This is a genomic window from Pseudomonas sp. NPDC087598, from assembly GCF_044743525.1.
Taxonomy (GTDB): domain Bacteria; phylum Pseudomonadota; class Gammaproteobacteria; order Pseudomonadales; family Pseudomonadaceae; genus Aquipseudomonas.
In genome coordinates this window covers 26,870-48,183 of sequence record NZ_JBIUWQ010000048.1, presented here as the reverse complement: position 1 = coordinate 48,183, position 21,314 = coordinate 26,870, and the positions used below count along the sequence as shown (strand labels likewise).

Here is a 21,314-nt window from a genome sequence, read left to right as displayed (position 1 = left end):
TCTCCCACGGATCTGTACTGCGTCAACAGTCAGAATCTGGCTTTGTCCCTTCTCCTCCCTTCAAGTACCAGCATACAAGCTGGCTTGCCAGCGATGAGGCCCTCGTAGACGCTGAAGATCAGTCGGTCAGTTCAACTTCACCTACCCGCGCCCAATCCTCGACCAACCGCGCCGGCGTGCCACACGCCTTGCGTTTGTAGACGAAGTGCCGGCACTTCTCGGCGAAGCCGTTGCGGTTGTAAAGCATGTCTTCCTGCATTTCCTGCAACTCGCTTTCGCGACATTGCTGGATCAGCGCTTGATCAATCCGCGACTTGCGTTCACGCACCGGCGCATAGGTCGGGTCACTCAGAGTGCTGTTGGCCCGTTGCAGCAACCACAGAGAAAATTCATCCGGGCAACGTGGACCGACTTCCTGGATCATGCCCATCTGCCACGCCTGGATGGCGCTCACCGGCAGACACGCCTGAGTCAGCTGCTCCGCCAGCGCCGGGCCGACGGCGCGGGGCAGGCTGTAGGTCCAGTATTCCGAGCCATACAGACCCATGCTTTTGTAATGCGGGTTGAGCACGATATCCGCCCGGGCGAAGACGATATCGGCGGCCAGCGCGAGCATCACACCACCGGCGCCGGCATTGCCGGTGACGCCGCTGACCACCAGTTGCCGCGCCGTCAGCAGTTCTTCACAGACATCATCGATCGCCTGGATATTCGCCCAGGCTTCAGCGCCAGGATCCTGCGCCGCCTGAATCACATTCAAATGCACGCCGTTGGAAAAGCTGCCGCGCCCGCCCTTGATCAACAACACCTGCGTGTCGCGGGACTTGGCCCAGCGCAATGCCTCGACCATGCGCTGGCATTGCTCGGTGCTCATCGCGCCGTTGTAGAACTCGAAGGTCAGCTCGCCGACATGCCCGGATTCACGGTAACGAATCGGTTGATACGCCTCGTCACTGAACGGCTGGCTGGCAATCGACCAGTCCAGCGTCGGAACATCGGCCAATTGTCCGGCCAGCACATGCCGCGCCGGTTGCTTGAAGGTTTCTTCACCCGGCAGCGGTTTGCGCCGCAACGCACCGATCCACACGCTGTGGTCTCCCGCCGCGACCAGTACCGCATCGTCATGCACCGCAAGAATCTCGCCGGGCAGGCCGGTGCGCGAATCCAGATGGGCGTCGTACACGTAATACTGACCGCCCGCCAGACTCGCCAGCACTCCGGGCTGGCCGTCCGCCGCATCGATGCAGCGTTTGATGAAACGGGCGCAATCGTGCCAACTGAAGCTGCGGTCGACCTGTTTCATGTTCGGCTGTAAACGCCCGCGCACGGCGGGATTGGTGTAATCCAGCGCGACTGGCTGGAAGCCTTCGATGAATTTTTCCACCACTTCGCGAATGCAGCGAATGGCCGCATCGCTGACCCGACCGTTATACAGCTCGGACTTGCGCAGACCGCTCGGCAGATTGAACTCGCAGGTTGCCCAGACCGGTCCGGCGTCCATTTCCTCGACCGCTTGCAGCGCGGTCACGCCCCAGCTCGACAGCTCGTTGGTGATCGCCCAGTCGAGGGCACTGGCACCACGATCACCAACGATGCCGGGATGGATGATCACCACCGGGCGTTCGGTGTTGCTCCAGAGTGCTTGCGGTACGCGGTCCTTGAGGAACGGGCAGATCACCAGGTCCGCGCCGCTGTGTTCGATCTGTTCGCACACTGAAGCCTCGTCGGTAAACACCACCACGCTGGGCGAATGCCCGGCCTGGCGCAGTTCCAGCCAGGCACGTTGGGTCAGGCCGTTGAACGCTGACGACAGCAGAATGATCTTGAGTGGTCGCATGAAAGTTCTTCCTTGAATGGGATCAGCCGCAGGCTCCCGGTGAGCCTTCCCTGGCCTTCGATGGAGCCGGAAGATTAATGACTGGCCGTCTGCACACCAGTGATCGAGGTCAACGTTGTGTCAGCCAATGTTTCTGCGGCGACGAAGCGTCTTATGCTCAATAGTTTGCTTATGTATATTTTTTATTACTTCAAATGCCCGCTGCGCTATTGCACAGTCGCGCCTGATCAATGCCGGAGGATCCCGGCAGAACGACGGTTTTTCGCAGCGGGTGGAGCCCGTTTCAGGGAGCAAGGCATGGGTGGGCATAACCCGCATTACCAGATCATCGGGCAGATGTTTCAAAAGGACTATCGCTGGCTGTGCGCTGCCGTCGGCCGCACGCTGGGCTGCCCGCACAGTGCACAGGACATTGCCTCGGAAACCTTTTTGCGGGTGCTGGCATTGCCGGACCCGACGGCGATCCGTGAGCCGCGTGCACTCTTGACCACCATCGCCCGGCGCCTGGTGTACGAAGGCTGGCGCCGCCAGGATCTCGAGCGCGCCTACTTGGAAAGCCTCGCGTTGGCGCCGACGCCGGTGCATCCCTCGCCGGAAGAACGCGCGCTGGTGATCGAGGCGTTGCTGGCGGTCGATCGGTTGCTCAATGGTTTGTCGGCCAAGGCCAAAGCAGCGTTTCTCTACCATCAGCTCGACGGCCTGACCTACAGCGAAATCGGCGAACGCCTCGGGGTTTCCACCAGTCGCGTGCAGCAGTACATGGTCGAGGCGTTCAAACGTTGCTATCAGGCGATGCAGGCATGAGGGCCGACGAAGCGGTGATCGATGAAGCGGCGCAATGGATGGCGTTATTGCAATCGGGCGAAGTCAGTCTGGGCGAGCGCGCCGCGTTCGACGCTTGGCGCATGGCCGATCCACGGCACCAACAGATCATCGAGCAAATGGGCGGCGGTCTGAACCTGCTGCGCAATCCGACTCTGCGCGGGCTGCCGCGCAACAGTCTGCTGCACAGCCTCAACGCACCGTCGAGCCGGCGACGGTTTATCAGCGGCAGTTTGAGTGTGCTCGGTGTTGCGCTGCTGGCCGGGGGGATAGGGCGGCGCTATGGCTGGTTGCCGGAAGCGGGAGAGTTGGCGACCAGCACGGCTGAGCGGCGAGATTTCACCCTGGCCGATGGCAGTGCATTGACGCTCAATGCGCGCAGTCGCGTGGTGCCTCTGTTCGATGGTCATCAACGGTTGCTGGCGTTGCGCAGTGGGGAATTACTGGTGGACGTGGCGAAAGATACGGCACGACCGTTTGTGGTCGAGACCGAGCACGGCCGGATGCGCGCCCTCGGGACGAAATTTCTTGTCCAGCAAGGCGAGGACGGCACGCGCCTGGTGATGCTCCATTCGCAGGTCGAAGTGCTGACCGCAGGCGGTTCGCGGCAGGTGGTTGAGGCGGGGGAGAGCCTGCTGTTCAACCGCCAGAACATCCTCAGCCTGCAACGCAACAAGGGCCATGAAAGTGCGTGGCTGCAAGGCCGGCTGGAAGTCCGCGACCGTCCCTTGGGCGAAGTCATCGACAGCTTGCGCCCTTACCGTCGCGGCATCTTGCATGTCAGCGCGGAGGTTGCCGACTTGCGCCTAAGCGGCCTCTATTCGCTCGACGACAGTGACCAGACGCTGCAGTTGCTCGCCCGTTCACTGCCGATCCGCGTCATCTGGCACAACCCTTACTGGGTCAGCATTGACCCCCGCCCAACCTCATCCCTGTAGGAGCTGCCGCAGGCTGCGATCTTTTGATTTTGTTTTTGAAGATCAAAAGATCGCAGCCTGCGGCAGCTCCTACAGAGGGGATGAATCCGGATAAAGGGATGCGGCAAATACGGTTATAGGGATATGCCTTCTTGGCCTAATCGCCGACCTATAAAAAGCGCAGTCCCGCTGCTCATTCCCTGCAGACGCCTTCAACAGGGAAGCCCCTCGATGTTCTTATTCAAACAACAATTACCTCGACTGACCCTCGCCGTTGCCTTGGCGATGGGCATCAGCCCATTGCACGTTTTCGCCCAACAACCGGCTGCCGCCGTGTTCACTTTCGACATTGCCAGCGGCCCGCTCGACGAGGTGCTGCTGGACATCTCGCGGCAGACCGGAGTGCCGATTTCCTTTAGTCAGAATCTGGTGCAGGGCAAACGCAGCAGCGCCGTACGCGGTGCATTGGGTGGGCGCGAGGCGGTCGAGAAAGCTTTGCTCGGCAGCGGTCTGCAAGTCGAGCAGAGTGCTCAGGGCCTGAGTGTGCGTGAAGGCGAGGCGGTGACTTCCGTACCTGCGAAAGTCACCACCGTGGCACCCGCTACCAGCGCTGATTACCGCATGGAGAAAGTCACCGTCACCGGCTCGCGAATCGCCCGCGCACAGAGCGACGGCGCAACCCCGGTCAACGTCATCACCCACGAGGAAATGGAAGCGCGCGGCTACAAAAACGTCTACGACGCCTTGGCGACCCAGACGCAAAACACCGGCATGACCCAGGGCGAAGACTACGGCAACACCTGGCAACCGGCGGCCAGTGCATTGAACCTGCGCGGCCTCGGCCCCAATCACACGCTGGTGCTGATCAACGGGCGGCGCGTCGCCGACTACCCGACGCCGTACGACGGCAAGGTCAACTTTACCAACCTGGCGAACATTCCGTCGGCGGTGATCGAACGCATTGAAATCCTCAGCAGCGGCGCCTCGGCGATCTATGGTTCGGATGCGATTGCCGGGGTGGTCAACATCATTCTCAAGAAGCAAATCAACGGCGTTGACGTCAATCTCAAGGGCGGCACCAGCGAGCGTGGCGGTGGTGACAACCAGCGCTTGCAGATCAGTGGCGGCGGCAGTTGGGGCGACTTCGATGGCTTGTTCGGCCTGGAGCTGACTCACCGCGATCCGATCTGGGCCGACGACCGTGGCTTCATGCAAAGCGGCCCGTTGGCGGACGTCGGTTATCGCCGTGACCTGACCAATAGCCGGTATCTGGGGCCGGGGTGCGGCGCGTATCAGGGCACCTTCGACAACAAACTGGTCAACAGTGCCGGCCGCTGCCGTACCGATCAGATGTACAACGATTACTGGACTATCCAGACCCAAAAGGAAAACTACGACGGCTACACCCGCGGCACCTGGCACTTCAGCGACAGCGGCGAAGTGTTTGCCGATTTGATGTACGGCCTTGACCACATCCAGAACAACACCCGCGGCCCGACCTTCACTTCGCCGGATTTCATCAACCAGAACAGCGGCAACCTGGAGCGCTGGTATCGACGCTACGGCGAAGAGGAGATCGGCGGGCGCACCAGCAATAACAGCAAGTGGCGTGACACTTCGTGGACGGGCACCCTCGGTCTTTCCGACAAGATTGCCGACACGGGCTGGCGCTACGACCTGGCGGCCAATCGCTCGGAATATCGCAGCGTGCGCACGACCCGTTACACGCCACTGTCATCGATTCAGGATTTCTATCTCGGCCCGCAACTGGGCACCCGCGACGGATATCCGGTCTTCGCTCCGGACGCCTCGCGCCTGGATCGGCCGCTGACGCCGCAGGAATGGCAGCAGTTTCGCAGCAACCTGACCCAGAGCAGCAAATCGGTATCGACCAGTTACAACGCCTCGGTCAACGGCGATCTGTTTGACTTGCCGGCAGGGCCAGTGGGGTTTGCCGGCGTGCTGGAGGCGGGCAAGCAGGAATATCGCGTCGACCCGGATGACGGCCTCAACGACGGCACGTTCTATGGCGTTTCTCCCGCGCAAAGCTCCGGCGGTTCGCGCAAGCGTTACGCTGCGGGCGGCGAGTTCAGCATTCCGGTCACCGACGCGATTCTGGCGACCGCAGCGGGGCGTTGGGACCAATACAAATTCAGCGGCCGCACCGAACAACAGAAAACCTACAACCTGGGACTGGAATGGCGGCCCGTTACCAGTCTGTTGTTGCGTGGCAGTTACGGCACCAGTTTCCGCGCGCCGGACCTGAACTACATCTACCAGTCCGACAGCAACGGTTATTACCCGGCACAGATCGACTATTACGGCTGCAGCCAGGGCGTGGAGGGCGCTTGTGATCGCGGGCGGGTCGACTACACGCAAAGCGGCACGGCCAACCTTGAATCCGAACGCGGTAAATCGTGGACCTATGGTTTTGTCTGGTCGCCGTCGCGCAATTTCGATTTCTCCACGGATTTCTGGCGTGTGGAGATCGATGACCTGCTGACCACGGTCGACGAAAACCGCCTGTTGCAGCAGGAGAACGAATGCCGCAACGGCACGCAGGACATCAACTCGGCCAACTGCCAGTCGACCCTGGCGCGCATCGACCGTAATGCCGGCAACGCCGCTGTCGATCCGAACCAGTTGCAGCGCGTACGGGTGAACGCGATCAACGCTGCCAGTGAGCGCGTCAGCGGTCTGGACTTCAAGAGCAACATTCGCTGGGGCGCCGGCCAGTACGGTGCGTTCAGTTCGACGCTGGGTTACACCCTGGTGCTGTCGCACTACTACAAGGAATCGGATGAGGCGCCGACCCAGGATTGGCGCACATCGCAGACCAACTACGACTGGCGCAGCAAGGTCAACGCCAGCCTGACCTGGGATTATCAGAAAGCGACGGCAACGCTGATGGGCATTCGCTACGGCTCCGTCACCAATGGCGCGGGGGATGGGCGTCTGTCGCCGTGGACTGTGTTCAACGCCAGTGCGCGCTACAAGCTCAACGATCGCGCCAGTGTCGGCCTGACGGTAAACAACGTGCTCAATCAGATCAAACACGACGATTCTGCAGGCTGGCCGTATTACCCCACCGGCAACTACGACCCTTATGGGCGCCAGTGGTGGCTGGATGTGAGTTATCACTTCGGCAGTTGATCGTTCTGTTGACGTCCTACGGAAACCGGAAGCTTTTGCGCAAGTGCGGGGATATTTCCGACGACTTTTTCAGGTTGGTCGTCGGAAGCGCGACCTATAGCATCAGCGATGACATTGAAGTCGCTGAGCGGCTTGAGCGCTCAGGCTCCCGGATAAAGGATCAATAATGCGTACCTCACACCTTGAGATCGAAACCCCTGCTTATTCCCCTCGCCATTACTGGCGCGACGATCGCGCCCGATGCCCCATGGAGGATGTCGCGATGCCCGCAGTGAAAGCGCCTCGGCTCACGGGGCTGAAAAAAGTCGAAGGCAAACCTGTCGACATACTCGTGCAGGGTCAGAACGTCGGTGACGATGCCACGCTGATCATCGAGCTGACAGATCAGGGCTTTGAACTCAGCGACGTCGTCAACATGCTTTCCACCTCCGAGTTGTACCAGCAAGGCGAGATGGTCAAGCGTATCACCGGCAAGTCGGTCAGAACCGTGCGACGGCTGATGAAGGAAGGCTTGTCGGTACGCCTTGATCCGCATCAGAGTGTCATCGCTTACCAGTATGCCTTGGTGCTGCAAATGGCTATTCGGGCATTCGGGCGTCAAAAAAAGGCAGAAGAGTGGTTGCAGCAGCCCACTCCTTACCTGAACGGTTACGTGCCGTCGGAACTGACCCGACATTCACTGGGTTTCCAGATGGTGGAGCAATATCTGGGGCAGATCATTTACGGGGTCCACCAATGAATCCCTTGCCATGGGACGAGCGTTGGTATGCGTGGCGGCTGGACCCCGAAGCCTACGGATGCACCTGGGACAGCGGGATGGGTTCAAAGCTCAAAGGAGGACGATGGAATGCACCCGGTCGGCGAGTGGTTTATGCATCAGTCGACCCGTCGTCGGCCATTCTGGAGGTGGCGGCCAATCACAGTTTTGATGTGCTGGACAGTGAGCCTTATGTACTGACCTGTTTTGAGGTCATCAGTGACGCAAAGGTCAGAGTGGTGCAGCCAGAGGAAGTGCCGAATCCTTACTGGTTGAGCCCCGCACGGCCTTCACCCAATCAACGGGACTTTGCCGACGCTTTGCTGGCTGAATACCCGTTTGTGCTGATGCCCTCGGCGGCCACCCGGCATTCGTGGAACTTGCTGGTGAGCTGCGAACTGGCAGAGGGGCAGTTCAAAATGGTTTCTCAAGAGCGGTTTGGGTTGGATACACGGTTACTCAGGGAGATGGCGTTGGCCTGATGTGCGCCCATGGCATTTTGTGCATAACCTCATCACCCAACGGTCTAACTCGCCCTCTATAAATCCTTATTCGTCATCGCACATCCCTGCATAAACCAAAACGCAGGGATGGCTGTTCATGATCCATTTTTCACCCGTTAAATCCCCTTTGAGCCTGGCCTTGCTGCTGGCAATCAACACGCTGCCGGCGATTGCTGCTGAGAGCACAGCGACCGAGCCGACCACGCAACTGCAACGGGTCGAAGTCACCGGTACGGCGATTCGCCGGGTCGATGCGGAAACCGCAGTGCCGGTCACGATTCTGCGCGTCGAAGAGTTGCGCGAGCAGGGCGTGACCACCACGGAAGAGCTGGTCAGTCGCATTTCCGCCAACCAGTCTTCGGTCGGCTCCGGGCGCTCGGTGGGATCGAGCAGCGGTGGTGCGTCTTACGCGGATTTACGCGGGATCGGCCCGAACAAGACGCTGGTGCTGCTCAACGGTCGGCGTCTGAGTAACAACGCCACCAATGCGATCAACGGATCCGGAGTCGACCTGAATACCATTCCGTTCGCCGCGATCGACCGGGTGGAAGTGCTGCGCGATGGCGCGTCGGCGTTGTACGGCACCGATGCAATCGGTGGGGTCATCAACTTCATTACCAAGACCAGCCTTACCGAAGGCCAGATCAGCACCAACTACGACACACCGACCCATTCCGGTGGTGGCGAAAGCCGTAACTTCAGCGGCAGCTGGGGGTTCGGTGATTTGCAGGATGACCGCTTCAACGTGTTCGGCGTGGTCAGTTACGACAAACAGCAGCGACTGGCTGCCGAGGACCGTGGTTACACCTACAACTACCAGCCCAGTCGCGGTCTCGATTACACCTCCGGCACCGCCTCGCCAGCCAACTGGAGTCAGGGCAGCAATGCGACCAACCCGCTGGCCGGTTCCGGTTGCAACGCGCCCGGTTTGCTCTCGCGCAACGGTATCTGCCGCCAGAGCCTGTGGAACTATCTCGACCTGGTGCCGGAAACCGAAAAGACCTCGGCCTTCGCCAAAGCCACCGGCAAACTGTCGGACGACCACAACGTCAGCCTCGAATACTTCTGGGCGCGCAACGAAAACCGCACGCAGATTGGTCCGGGTACGTTGATGGGTAATCAGGTCAACCCTGGCACCGCGTTCTATCCGGGTAACGGCATCACGCCCGGGCCGAGCGGTTTTGCCCTGGACCCGACGCAACCGGTCGATGTGAACTGGCGCGAAACGGCGGTGGGCGCCCGTCAGCATGAGGACGACAACACCGGTCAGCGTCTGCTGCTGAGTTTCGACGGCACACTGGTGGGCTGGGATTACAACGTCGGCGCCTCGTACAACCAGAACAAAGTGGTCAACACCATTCAGAGTGGCTACGTGAATGACCGCGCTGTCAGCGCCGGGATTGCCAATGGCCTGATCAACCCGTTCGGCCCACAGACCGGCGCCGGTTCGGCGCTGTTGGCGGCCAACGCGGTGGACGGCGATTACGCCACGGCGGTCGGGCGTGTGAAGGCTATCGATGGGCGTATCAGCCGCGAGATTGGCGACTGGTTCGGCGCCGGCCCCTCAGCCCTGGCGCTGGGCGGTGAGTACCGCAAGGAAGACTTCCATCAGGATTTCGCGCAATTTGCCGGTGACGTGCAGAGCCTTGGGGTGGACCCGAACGGCAGCGTGGCCGGAGATCGCAGCGTTTCGGCTGAATACGCCGAAGTCAACGTACCGGTGCTCGACAGCCTGGAATTGTCGGCCGCTGTGCGCCACGACAAGTACAGCGATTTCGGCAGTACCACCAACCCGAAATATTCGTTCCGCTTTCAGCCGTTCAAGGAATTGGTGGTACGCGGTGCCTACAGTGAAGGTTTCCGCGCGCCGTCGTTGTATGAGCTGTACAACCCGACCTTCACCAGTTTCACCAACGCCAACTACAACGACCCGCGCCTGTGCGCCGGCGGCAATCCGGGCAATGGCGGCATCGCCAACCGTGACTGCGCGCAGCAATTCAACCGCACCAGCGGTGGCAACACCGACTTGAGCCCGGAGACTGCGCGCAACGTCACCCTCGGTTTTGTCTATCAGCCGTTCGAACGTCTGACGGCCGGGCTGGATTTCTGGTGGATCGACATTGCCAATCAGATCGCCGAGTTTCCGGAATCGGCGGTGTTCGAAAATCCCGAGTTGTACCCGGATCGCCTGATCCGCAAGCCTGACGGCTCCATTGACCACATCGTCACGGGGCTCGCCAATCTGGGCAAGATCAAAACCAACGGCGTCGATGTCAGTTTCGACTATCGCTTGCCGAGTACCCCGTACGGCAATTTCGGCATCGGTCTGCAAGGCACTTACGTCACCCGCTATGACTATCAGCAGCAGCTCAAGGGCGATTACATCGACAAGCTTGGCGACTTCCGTGGCGGCGACTTTGCCTCGGCCGGCGCCGTGGCACGCTGGCGACATAGCCTGACCGGCAGCTGGAATTACGGCCCGTATGGCGTTGCGCTGACCAACCGCTACACCAGCGGTTATCACGATTCGGATCGCGAGGCCCACGACTACGTCGGTTCGTACAACGTCTGGGACCTGGCCGGCACTTACACCTGGCGCAAGACCTTGAGCGTGACCCTCGGCGCGAAAAACCTGTTCGACCGCGAGCCGCCGTTCAGCAACCAGACCTACACCTTCCAGAGCGGCTACGACCCGAAATACGGCGACCCGTTCGGGCGGACGCTGTACACGCGAGTCAGCTACAAATTCTGAATTTGACCCTGTAGGAGCTGCCGCAGGCAGCTCCTTGGGAAACGGTATTCGCAGTCGGGTGGGCTTTTAGTGACTTATTGATCTAAAGCCTGCCCTATAAAAATGGCCGACCTGGTGCACATCACAGGTAGGCAGATTGTGTAGTGACTGTTAGGGCCTCATCGCTGGCAAGCCAGCTTGCACAGACATTCGCGAGCAGCAGAAAACCTGTGGGAGCTGGCTTGCCAGCGATGAGGCCATCAGCAGCACCGTATAAAAGGGATCTGCCAATGTTCTCCAGACTCATTTTATTCAGCGTTTGTGGGCTTTTGACGCCGTTCGGCTGGGCAACCCCGCAACCGGCGCTCACCGTCTACGGCGAAGCCCCCAAGTACGCCGCCGATTTCCAGCACCTCGCCTACGCCAATCCCGACGCGCCCAAGGGCGGCACCCTGCGCCGGTCTTCGCTGGAAAGCGGCCCGTTCGATCATCTGATTCCCTACATCGACAAAGGCACCGGCGTGGCGGATGTCGACGGCTGGCTTTACGCGCCGCTGGCCTATCGCAGCAAGGATGAGCCGTACAGCGTTTATGGTCTGGTGGCGCAGCAGATGGAGCTGGACGCTGATCGCCGCTGGCTGCGTTTCTACCTGAACCCCCACGCACGTTTCGAAGACGGCTCGCCGATCACCGCTGAAGACGTGCGCTATACCTTCGAACTACTGACCACCCAGGGCAGCCTCAAATACCGCCAGCAGTTTCGTGACGTCGCCGAAGTACAGGTGGAGTCGCCGACTCAGGTGCGTTTCCTGTTCAAGAACAGCGACAGTCGCACCTTGCCGCTGGATCTGGCGACGTTGCCGGTCCTTCCCGAGCATTGGTGGCGCAGCCGTAACTTCGCAGAGGGTGGCGGTTTCGAGATTCCGCCGGGCAGCGGCCCGTATCGAATCAGTGCGGTGGATGCCGGACGCAGCGTGAAATTTCAACGGGTCACGGATTGGTGGGCCAAGGATCTGCCGATTACTCGCGGGCTGTATAACTTCGATCATTTGAGCGTGGAGTTTTTCGCCGACACCGACGTCTCGCGCCAGGTGCTCAAGGCCGGCGGTTTCGATTACAACCGTGAGTTCTCGGCGACCAGTTTCACCATCGGCTATGCCGGTGCAGCGCTGGAGCAGGGCAAATTGCGCCGTGAGCATCTCGCGCCCGGCGCCGCCCAAGGCTCGCAGGGTTTTGTGTTCAACTTGCAAAAGCCGCAGTTTCAGGATCGCCGGGTGCGGCAGGCAATCGCCATGCTCTGGGATTTCGAATGGACCAACCGGCAGATGATGCGCAGCATGTACCTGCGCCAACGCAGCTACTTTTCCCACAGTGCCTTGTCGGCCACCGAACTGCCGGATGCCGAGGAACTGAAAATCCTTGAGCCGTTGCGCGGCAAGATTCCCGACGAAGTTTTTACCCAGGTCTTCGAGGCGCCGAAAACCGATGGCAGCGGTAACGTCCGCGCCGAGCAGTTGCAAGCACTGAAACTGCTGGCGGCGGCAGGCTGGAAACCCCAGGGTGATCAGTTGGTCAACAGCAAAGGCGAACCGCTGCAGTTCACTTTTCTCAATGGCCAGAAAGGCTTCGAACGCTTGCTGTTGCCGTTCAAACGCAACCTCGCACAGATCGGTATCGGCTTCGATATCCGTCAGGTCGACACCGCGCAGTACACCAACCGCGTGCGCAATCGCGACTACGACATGATCGTTGTCGGTTACCCGGTCAGTCAGGCACCGGGGCGCGAGATGTTCAATTACTTCGGCTCCGACGGTGCCGACGATCCCGGTTCGAACAACTACATGACGCTGCGCGATCCGGCGGTCGATGCGCTGCTCGAAGGGCTGGTACAAGCCCATAACCGCGAAAGTCTGCTGCGTCATGCCCGTGCCCTGGATCGGGTGTTGCAGTGGGGTTATTACTGGGTGCCCAACTATTACCCGCCGGGCCTTTCCACCGTGTGGTGGAACCGTTTCGGCCGCCCGGCGATTGCGCCGCTGTACGACGCCGGCCTCGACACCTGGTGGGAAATCAGCCCTACCGCACTGACCTCGACCCAGATGCAGCATCAGCAAAAGGAGTTTGCCCATGTGGGGTTATAGCCTGCGGCGTCTGCTGCTGATCGTGCCAACATTGCTGGCGATTCTGTTGGTCAATTTCGTTATCGTCCAGGCCGCACCGGGCGGTCCGGTGGAGCAAGCCATTGCGCGTTTGCAGGGGATTGGCGTCGGGGCCGCGGTGGGCTCCAGCCATGTCGAGAGTGTCGGCGGCGAATCCCGCGCGACCCGTGGCCTTGATCCGCAACTGGTGGCCGACATCGAGCGCCAGTATGGCTTTGACAAGCCTGCCAGCGAACGCTTGTGGCTGATGCTCCGGAACTACGCGCAACTGGATTTCGGCCAGAGTTTTTTCCGGGGTGCCAGCGTCACCGAGCTGATCTGGCAGAAGCTACCGGTGACCTTGTCGTTGGGCTTGTGGGCGACCTTGATCACCTATCTGGTGTCGATTCCGCTGGGCATTCGCAAGGCTGTGCACAACGGTTCGGCGTTCGATGTCTGGAGCAGTGCGGCGATCATCATCGGTTACGCGATGCCGGGGTTTCTGTTCGCATTGCTGCTGATCGTGGTGTTTGCCGGCGGCACGGCGCTGGACTGGTTTCCGGTGCGCGGGCTGGTCTCGGACAACTTCGCCGAACTGTCGCTGTGGGGCAAGATTGCCGATTACTTCTGGCATCTGGTGCTCCCCGTGACGGCATTGGTGATCGGTGGTTTCGCCACGTTGACGATCCTTACCAAGAACAGCTTTCTCAATGAAATCTCACGGCTGTATGTGGTCACGGCCCGGGCCAAGGGCTTGAGTGAGCGGCAGGTGTTGTACGGTCATGTGTTTCGCAACGCGATGCTGCTGGTGGTCGCTGGATTGCCCCAGGCTCTGGTGAGCGTGTTCTTCGGCGGCTCGTTGCTGATCGAAGTGATCTTCTCCCTCGATGGCCTCGGCCGTCTCAGCTACGAAGCGGCGGTGTCACGCGACTACCCGGTGGTGTTCGGTTCGCTGTTCATCTTCACCTTGTTCGGCCTGCTGATAAAACTGCTCGGCGACCTCTGCTACACGCTGGTCGACCCGCGCATCGACTTCACCGCGAGGGCTGCCTGATGCTGACGTTATCTCCTATCGGCCAGCGTCGCTGGGCGCGGTTCAAGGCGCATCGGCGTGGCTGGTGGTCGCTGTGGCTGTTTCTCGCGCTGTTCGGCCTGAGTCTGGGCGGCGAATTGGTCGCCAACGACAAACCGCTGCTGGTGAGCTATCAGGGCGACTGGTACTTCCCGGCGTTCAAGCGTTACACCGAGCAGGACTTTGCCGGGGAACTGCCGTTCCAGCCGGATTATCGCAGCGCGCAGGTGCGCCAGTTGATCGAGGGGCAGGGCGGGCGGATGTGGTTTGCGCCGATCCCGTTCGGTTTCGACACGGTCAATTACGACCTTACGGAACCGGCACCGAGCCCGCCCAGTGGCGAGAACTGGCTGGGCACCGACGATCAGGCGCGGGATGTACTGGCGCGGGTGATTTTCGGGGCGCGGGTATCGCTGTTGTTCGCCTTGGCACTGACCGCCGCCAGTGCGCTGATCGGCATCGCCGCTGGTGCGTTGCAGGGTTATTACGGCGGTTGGATCGACCTCATCGGGCAACGCTTGCTGGAGGTGTGGTCGGGGCTGCCGGTGTTGTATCTGCTGATCATTCTGTCCGGGTTCGTCGAGCCGAATTTCTGGTGGCTGTTGGGGATCATGGCGCTGTTTTCCTGGCTCAGTCTGGTCGACGTGGTGCGCGCTGAATTCCTTCGCAGCCGGGGACTTGAGTATGTCAAAGCTGCGCGGGCGCTGGGGGTTGGTGATGCTCAGGTGATCGTCCGGCACATCCTGCCCAATGCCATGAGTGCGACGTTGACCTACCTGCCGTTCATTCTTACCGGCGCGATTGCGACGTTGTCGGCGCTGGATTTTCTCGGCTTTGGCATGCCGGCCGGCAGCGCTTCACTGGGAGAACTGATCGGCCAGGGCAAGAACAATCTGCAGGCGCCATGGTTGGGGCTGACCGCGTTTTTTGCGTTGGCGCTGATCCTGTCCCTGCTCGTGTTTATCGGCGAAGCCTGCCGCGATGCTTTTGATCCAAGGACTTGAAATGAGCGATAACCTGATCGAAATACGCGACCTGCGCGTGGCCTTCAATGGCCAGGAAGTGGTGCACGGCATCGACCTCGACATCCGTCCCGGTGAATGCCTGGCACTGGTGGGCGAGTCCGGTTCCGGCAAATCGGTGACGGCGCATAGCATCCTTCAGTTGCTCGCCCCGTCCATCACCCGGATCGACGGCAGCATTCGTTATGCCGGTGAAGAGTTGTTGGGCGTACATGAGCGTTATCTGCGGCAACTGCGCGGCAATCGCATCGCGATGATTTTTCAGGAGCCGATGAGTTCTTTGAATCCGCTGCACAGCATTGAACGACAACTCGGTGAAAGCCTTGCCCTGCACAAGGGCCTGGCCGGTGCGGCCGCCCGCGAGCGTATTCTTGAACTGCTGGAACTGGTCGGCATTCAGCGTCCACGCGAACGGCTTAAGGCTTATCCGCATCAACTCTCCGGTGGTCAGCGGCAACGGGTGATGATCGCGATGGCGCTGGCGTGCGAGCCGCAACTGCTGATCGCCGATGAACCGACCACAGCACTGGACGTCACCGTGCAGCGCAAGATTCTGCTGCTGTTGAAAGAGTTGCAGTCGCGCCTGGGCATGGCGCTGTTGATCATCAGCCATGACCTTAATCTGGTGCGCACTATCGCTCAGCGAGTGGCAGTGATGCGCGGTGGATTAATTGTCGAGCAGGCGTCTTGCGAGCGGTTGTTCAGCGCACCGCAGCATCCTTACAGCATTGAATTGCTCAATGCCGAACCGGGCGGCACGGCACTCTGTCGCGATGCGGCGGAAGATCTGTTGCAGGTGAGTGATCTGAATGTCCGTTTCCGACTGGGCGGTGGCTGGCTGCGGCCCAAGACTTATCTAGAGGCGGTGAAGGGGATTGGTCTGACGCTGCAGCGCGGCAAGACTCTGGGGATCGTCGGCGAATCAGGTTCCGGCAAATCCACACTGGGGCAGGCGATCCTGCGCCTGATTGATGCCGAGGGCCGCATTCGCTTTCAGGGTGAGGCGCTGGAACTGCTGAGCGGCAAGCAACTGCGGCCACTGCGCAAACGTCTGCAAGTGGTGTTTCAGGATCCGTTCGGCAGTCTCAGCCCGCGTCTTTGCGTGGAGCAGATCATCGCCGAAGGACTGCGCGTGCACAGTGATCTGAACGCTGACGAGCGGGAGCAGGCGGTGATTGCCGTGCTACGCGAAGTCGGCCTCGATCCGGCAACGCGTCATCGCTATCCCCATGAGTTTTCCGGTGGTCAGCGACAACGCATCGCCATCGCCCGCGCGCTGGTGCTCAAACCGGACCTGATCCTGCTGGATGAACCGACCTCGGCGCTGGATCGTACGGTGCAAAAACAGATCGTTGGTTTGTTGCGGCGATTGCAGGAGGAGTACGGCTTGACCTACCTGTTCATCAGCCACGATCTGGCGGTGGTGCGGGCGCTGGCGCATGACTTGATCGTAATGAAGGATGGCGAGGTGGTGGAACGAGGCGAAACGGATGAGCTGTTTCGTCAGGCGCGCCATCCTTATACGCGAGAGTTGCTGGCCGCATCGTTCGCTGCGCCGGATTTGCCCCTTGCAGCCAAGGACAGACTTTTATCCCTGGTCTAGATCCGGTACATTCCGCGGCTTGGCTCTCACAAGGATGTAGATGATGGCAAAACCTGCCGCCCGACTCAGTGATCTCAACGCCTGCCCGGTAACCGGCCACGGCACCAATGCAAGCACCGCCGGTTCACCCAACGTGAACATCAACGGCATGCCGGTGTTGCGCGTCGGCGACGCCACGGCCTGCGGCGATGCGGTCAGCGAAGGCATCGGTAACATCCTGATCAATGGCCAACCCATTGCGTTTCTCGGCAGTGCCACCGCCCACGGCGGCATGATCATCACCGGCTCTGGCGACGTCTTCGTCGGCACCCAGGCCGGCGCCGCACCGTTCATTCCGATCGTGACGGTCCCCAAACACAGTGAACGTTTCCAACTGGTCGACGAAACCACCGGCGAAGCCATTCCCGACATGCTCTTTTGCATCGAAACCGGTGACGGCCAACGCCTTGTCGGCCATACCGACAACCACGGCAACGCCGCACGGGTGTTCACCGCTGATCCGACTTCCATTGTCGTGCAATGGGGCAAGGAAGCCGCCGCTCACCTGGATGCACTGGGCATCGCTTACTAAGGAAGGTTCACCGTGGCGACACCGGACAAGAAACAGGGCGAGACCAGCGATCAACACGCGACGACGCAGGTGAAGGGCACGCTCAAGTACGATTATGTAACGGTGGTTGGCTCTTACCACATTAGTCGCTGGACGGAGATTCGCGGAAATTACGGTAACAAGATGAGTTTCATCAACCAAGGTGTCGGCCAGTTGAGAGACTATTCGAACGTTAAAAAGGGGGCCGCGGACAAGACCTTCTTTCTGCTGTTTGTCGCGGAATACGACCCCAAAATGCGCGCCACGCTTAAAGAACTTGTCGTTAATACCTACAAAGCCGAATACCTTGAGATTGATTCAGCCGCCGAACTGGTTGCTTTCATAAACAAGCGGGTAGAAGAAAAGCGCGAGATCAAACAGCTTGATATCTTTGCCCACGGCGTGGTGTTCAATATCGAGTTCGGTTACGAAATCGAAGGCAAGGACGCCAGCTACCGCTTTGGACCTGCGCAGGCCAGTCAGTTGCAGCCTGATGCCTTTGCCTTGGGCGCCAATATTTTTTCTTACGCGTGCCGAACCGGTTTGGGGGTGGACGAGACTGCGCTGGTCAGTGAAGGCCAGGAGCATTACGAACTCAGTCTTGCACAGAGACTTGCTGATTCCACCGGGGCAACTATTCATGCTTACCCGCGGCGCAGCCTTTACGACCAAACGTATGGCAGCGATGCAGATCGTGATGGTCTGGAGGGGGCGAAGGCGCGCGTAGCGTCGGACGATCGAGCCAAATCTGCATTCAGGATCAAGAAGGCTGGCTACGAACGGCGTCTCGCTGAATACAGATTGTCGAAGAAGGACGACACCTTGGAGCTGCCGGGCGAAACAGCCCCGGTCCAGCCGCCGGCGCTGGCGACCGAAAACGACAAAAAGCTGTTGATGCATGCCCAGAGCCGCACGAAAAATGAAAAGAACATGAGCTATCCGCTGGACGATTATGGGGCTGTCGGAAAGGTGCGGTCAGGCAATACGCCTTTGGGCCCACCGAAGCAGCAACTGAAGTTTAAAAAAGGGCAACCGGCACAGCCATGACTGTTAATTTTCACAAGCGCGTGGGTGTCATAGCGGCCTTTTTGCTGGTTTTTAGTGCGATGGGTCTATATCTGCACACAAGGGAAGATGCGATGAGCGAGAAAGTGATGATGTATTACGGCGACTGGAGTCCGGAAGAGAACCGTTTTGATGCAACAAAATGGTTTCGTACCGACATGTACCGTAGTGATGTTGTCGATGGAAAAAAAAGCGCTGTAACCATGCTTCGTAACAGACCATTGCCTTTCAAACCAAGCGACAACGATGAGTTGGTAGCCGGCGCCATTGTTGCCCTCGAGGCGGCGGATCCGCCGGTCAATGGCGACTTGCTTGGCAAGGAATGGCCGATGCTGGTTCCACGCATCCGCTATCGCTACAGCGCCTTCGAAGCGCCGGATCAGCCGCAGGATTATTACAACATTTACCTGAAGTATCAGGGTGAGCGGTATGTCATCACCTTCGCCCGTGATGCGCAAACCGGTGAAATCATCCCCGGTGGCAGCGTCCAGTTAATGTACCCCGACAGTCAGACCCAGATCGCCGATCGGCAGGTCTTCAAGGAGCTGGACGCCGACGGCATCCAGTGACCCTGAAACGACAAATCCCGCCAACCAGGCGGGATTTGTTTGTAAGCGAACCGCAGTCTTACGAAGGGAACAGCTCGGACAGTTTCATCGCCAGCATCATGTCGCCTTCAGCGCGCAGTTTGCCGCCCATGAACGCCTGCATGCCGTCGGTCGAACCGTCGACGATGCCTTCCAGGGTTTCGCCGTCCATCACCAGAGTGACCTGGGCGTCCGGGTTCTCGCCTTCTTGCAGCTCGCAGGTGCTGTCCTTGACGATCAGCGAGAAGTTCTTGGTGTCGTCGATGCGGAAACCGAAGACCAGATCCAGACCGGCAGCAGCGGCTGGGTTGAACTTGGCTTTCATTGCTTGTACGGCGTCAGCTACGGAGGTCATGGTTCAATCCTTTCTTGGGTAATAAAAGCTGGTTGATACAGCAAGGTTCACGGTAATCCGGACTCAACGGAAAGTGATGAGTTCCGGGGCCTTCAGCAGTTGCAGATGTGCATGACTGTTGAAGGAGGCCAAAGCCACCTCGCGACCGCGGAACTTCAGCTGGTTGAGCGAGGTGTTGACGATTTGCCAGTTCAACTCAAAGGCCTGCCTGGCAGGCATTTGCGTAATGAGGTGGAGCAGGGCAGTGATGGTGCCGCCAGAGGTGAATACCGCGATTTTCTGGTTCTTTTCTGCCTGCTCGAGAATCCGGTGCAAGCCGCCCTGGACACGCTCGACGAACCCCAGCCAGCTCTCCAGCCCCGGAGTATCGTAGGTGCCGGCCAGCCAGCGCTCGATGATCAAGGCAAAGATGCGCTGGAACTCACCACGGTTTTGCGCGGCGTTGCGCAGGATCTCGAGGGCTTCCGGTTCGTCCGGCAGCATCGCCGGGAGCAGGGCGCGAATCACCGCGTCGGCATCGAATTCGTTGAAGGCGGAATCGGTTTCCAGCGTCGGCACCGACAGGCCTTTGGCGGTGAACTGTTCCAGCGCGCTGGTGGCCGTGTGTTGCTGACGGCGCAGGTCACCCGCCAGGCAGCGATCGAAGCGGATCCCCAGCTCAGCCAGGTGTTGGCCGAGGATTTCTGCCTGGCGCACACCGGTCGGCGACAGGACGTCATAGTCGTCTGCACCAAAGGAGGCCTGGCCATGTCGAATCAAATAGATGCTGCCCACGTCCGCGTCATCCCGGTACGTTGAAGGTTTGGCGAGGTTATGAGGATGATGCAGAGCTGTCAATGAAAAAACATACGCTTGTTTGAAATGCCCGTTACAGGCGTGTTGCCAGAGGTTTCACGGCTGGCCGACGAGCCGGCGCATGGGTATGCTGGAACCATTGCGCGCTTGCCGCACATCCACACATCGTTTTGAGGAGTCTCTGTGGAGTTTTTCACCGAATACGCCAGTTTCCTGGCCAAGACCGTCACCTTGGTGATCGCCATCCTGGTGGTGCTCGCCAGTTTTGCCGCGTTGCGCAGCAAGGGCCGGCGCAAATCGGCGGGGCAGTTGCAGGTCAGTAAGCTCAATGATTTCTATAAAGGCCTTCGTGAGCGTCTGGAGCAGACGCTGCTCGACAAGGATCAGCTCAAGGCGTTGCGCAAGGGCGAGGCCAAGTCCGAGAAAAGCGAGAAGAAGCAAAAGAAAAAGCCCGAGGCCAAACCTCGCGTGTTCGTGCTGGATTTCGATGGCGACATCAAGGCCTCGGCCACCGAGAGCCTGCGCCACGAAATCACCGCGTTGCTGACCCTCGCCACGCCCAAGGATGAAGTCGTCCTGCGTCTGGAAAGTGGCGGCGGCATGGTGCACAGCTACGGTCTGGCATCGTCGCAACTGGCGCGTATCCGCGAAGCCGGCGTGCCGCTGACGGTGTGCATCGACAAGGTCGCGGCGAGCGGCGGCTACATGATGGCGTGCATCGGCGAGAAGATCATCAGTGCGCCATTCGCGATTCTGGGCTCGATTGGTGTGGTTGCGCAGTTGCCTAACGTCAATCGCTTGCTGAAGAAGCACGATATCGATTTTGAAGTGCTGACCGCCGGTGAGTACAAACGCACATTGACCGTATTCGGCGAAAACACCGAGAAGGGCCGCGAGAAGTTCCAGGAAGACCTCGACATCACTCACCAACTGTTCAAGAACTTCGTTGCCCGCTACCGCCCGCAACTGGCCATCGACGAAGTGGCGACCGGCGAAGTCTGGCTCGGCGTTGCGGCGCTGGACAAACAATTGGTCGATGAACTCAAGACCAGCGATGAGTACCTCGCACAGAAAGCCAAACAGGCCGAGGTCTATCACTTGCATTACGCCGAGCGCAAAAGCCTGCAAGAGCGCATCGGCATGGCGGCCAGCGGTTCGGTGGATCGCGTGCTGTTGAGCTGGTGGAGTCGTTTGACCCAGCAACGTTTCTGGTAATCCGGCGTTCGTCACCGGCAGACAAAAAACCGCGGACTTCCGCGGTTTTTTTCGTCTGCCGTCAGGCATTTTTCCCGTCACAGCAGCGAAACGTCCTAGGCATCCTGCCGATCAGTCCGACTGACTCGTGCTTCGGGTCTGGGTAGTCTGGTG

The 21,314-nt window shown here is 59.7% G+C and carries 17 protein-coding genes; 14 read left to right on the top strand and 3 right to left on the bottom strand.

The genetic code is table 11. The annotated features are described in order from the left end of the window. Positions 1–118 precede the first annotated feature (118 nt). The gene (locus ACIOWE_RS22505; RefSeq protein ID WP_401396013.1) at positions 119–1,837 is read right to left on the bottom strand and encodes a hydrogenase maturation protein; all 1,719 of its coding nucleotides are present in this window, start codon (positions 1,835–1,837) and stop codon (positions 119–121) included. A 297-nt stretch (positions 1,838–2,134) separates the two neighbouring features. Between ACIOWE_RS22505 and ACIOWE_RS22500 the strand changes: the two genes are divergently transcribed. From ACIOWE_RS22500 to ACIOWE_RS22440, 13 genes are all read left to right on the top strand, one after another. After that, positions 2,135–2,641 (top strand): sigma-70 family RNA polymerase sigma factor, encoded by a 507-nt coding sequence (locus ACIOWE_RS22500; RefSeq protein ID WP_201238454.1) that lies wholly within the window; start codon positions 2,135–2,137, stop codon positions 2,639–2,641. Next, positions 2,638–3,597: a FecR domain-containing protein gene (locus ACIOWE_RS22495; protein ID WP_401396010.1), complete on the top strand. Its 960-nt coding sequence runs from the start codon at positions 2,638–2,640 to the stop codon at positions 3,595–3,597. Before ACIOWE_RS22500 ends, ACIOWE_RS22495 begins: the two co-directional genes overlap by 4 nt. 210 nt (positions 3,598–3,807) lie before the next feature. After that, the gene (locus ACIOWE_RS22490) at positions 3,808–6,729 is read left to right on the top strand and encodes a TonB-dependent receptor domain-containing protein (protein WP_401396007.1); all 2,922 of its coding nucleotides are present in this window, start codon (positions 3,808–3,810) and stop codon (positions 6,727–6,729) included. A gap of 262 nt (positions 6,730–6,991) precedes the next feature. Further along, on the top strand, positions 6,992–7,468 hold the full coding sequence (locus ACIOWE_RS22485; RefSeq protein ID WP_401396004.1) for an antitoxin Xre/MbcA/ParS toxin-binding domain-containing protein: 477 nt from the start codon (positions 6,992–6,994) through the stop codon (positions 7,466–7,468). Further along, positions 7,465–7,968: an RES family NAD+ phosphorylase gene (locus ACIOWE_RS22480; RefSeq protein ID WP_201238450.1), complete on the top strand. Its 504-nt coding sequence runs from the start codon at positions 7,465–7,467 to the stop codon at positions 7,966–7,968. Before ACIOWE_RS22485 ends, ACIOWE_RS22480 begins: the two co-directional genes overlap by 4 nt. 118 nt (positions 7,969–8,086) lie before the next feature. Continuing rightward, positions 8,087–10,741 carry a TonB-dependent receptor gene (locus ACIOWE_RS22475; protein ID WP_401396000.1) on the top strand — a complete coding sequence of 885 codons (2,655 nt, stop codon included), beginning with the start codon at positions 8,087–8,089 and terminating at the stop codon, positions 10,739–10,741. A 269-nt stretch (positions 10,742–11,010) separates the two neighbouring features. Further along, on the top strand, positions 11,011–12,861 hold the full coding sequence (locus tag ACIOWE_RS22470; protein ID WP_401395997.1) for an extracellular solute-binding protein: 1,851 nt from the start codon (positions 11,011–11,013) through the stop codon (positions 12,859–12,861). After that, positions 12,848–13,912 carry a microcin C ABC transporter permease YejB gene (locus ACIOWE_RS22465; RefSeq protein ID WP_401395994.1) on the top strand — a complete coding sequence of 355 codons (1,065 nt, stop codon included), beginning with the start codon at positions 12,848–12,850 and terminating at the stop codon, positions 13,910–13,912. The genes ACIOWE_RS22470 and ACIOWE_RS22465 overlap by 14 nt, the downstream gene beginning before the upstream one ends. Beyond that, on the top strand, positions 13,912–14,934 hold the full coding sequence (locus tag ACIOWE_RS22460) for an ABC transporter permease (RefSeq protein WP_401395991.1): 1,023 nt from the start codon (positions 13,912–13,914) through the stop codon (positions 14,932–14,934). The genes ACIOWE_RS22465 and ACIOWE_RS22460 overlap by 1 nt, the downstream gene beginning before the upstream one ends. Position 14,935: 1 nt before the next feature. After that, positions 14,936–16,555: an ABC transporter ATP-binding protein gene (locus ACIOWE_RS22455; RefSeq protein WP_401395988.1), complete on the top strand. Its 1,620-nt coding sequence runs from the start codon at positions 14,936–14,938 to the stop codon at positions 16,553–16,555. Positions 16,556–16,598: 43 nt separating this feature from the next. Continuing rightward, positions 16,599–17,126, top strand: coding sequence for a PAAR domain-containing protein (locus ACIOWE_RS22450; protein ID WP_201203231.1), 528 nt, complete (start codon positions 16,599–16,601; stop codon positions 17,124–17,126). A 12-nt stretch (positions 17,127–17,138) separates the two neighbouring features. Beyond that, the gene (locus ACIOWE_RS22445; protein WP_401395985.1) at positions 17,139–18,191 is read left to right on the top strand and encodes a hypothetical protein; all 1,053 of its coding nucleotides are present in this window, start codon (positions 17,139–17,141) and stop codon (positions 18,189–18,191) included. Beyond that, positions 18,188–18,778, top strand: a complete 591-nt coding sequence (locus tag ACIOWE_RS22440) for a hypothetical protein (RefSeq protein ID WP_401395982.1) — start codon at positions 18,188–18,190, stop codon at positions 18,776–18,778. The genes ACIOWE_RS22445 and ACIOWE_RS22440 overlap by 4 nt, the downstream gene beginning before the upstream one ends. 58 nt (positions 18,779–18,836) lie before the next feature. Here ACIOWE_RS22440 and ACIOWE_RS22435 read toward each other — a convergent pair whose 3' ends face one another. Next, positions 18,837–19,151, bottom strand: a complete 315-nt coding sequence (locus ACIOWE_RS22435) for an SCP2 sterol-binding domain-containing protein (RefSeq protein ID WP_008015934.1) — start codon at positions 19,149–19,151, stop codon at positions 18,837–18,839. Between the two features lie 63 nt (positions 19,152–19,214). Further along, entirely contained in the window at positions 19,215–19,925 is a 711-nt protein-coding gene (locus tag ACIOWE_RS22430; RefSeq protein WP_401395980.1) for a histidine phosphatase family protein, read from the bottom strand. Between the two features lie 204 nt (positions 19,926–20,129). Here ACIOWE_RS22430 and sohB point away from each other — a divergent pair, with 204 nt between their 5' ends. After that, positions 20,130–21,161 carry a protease SohB gene (sohB, locus tag ACIOWE_RS22425; protein WP_401395977.1) on the top strand — a complete coding sequence of 344 codons (1,032 nt, stop codon included), beginning with the start codon at positions 20,130–20,132 and terminating at the stop codon, positions 21,159–21,161. Positions 21,162–21,314 lie beyond the last annotated feature (153 nt).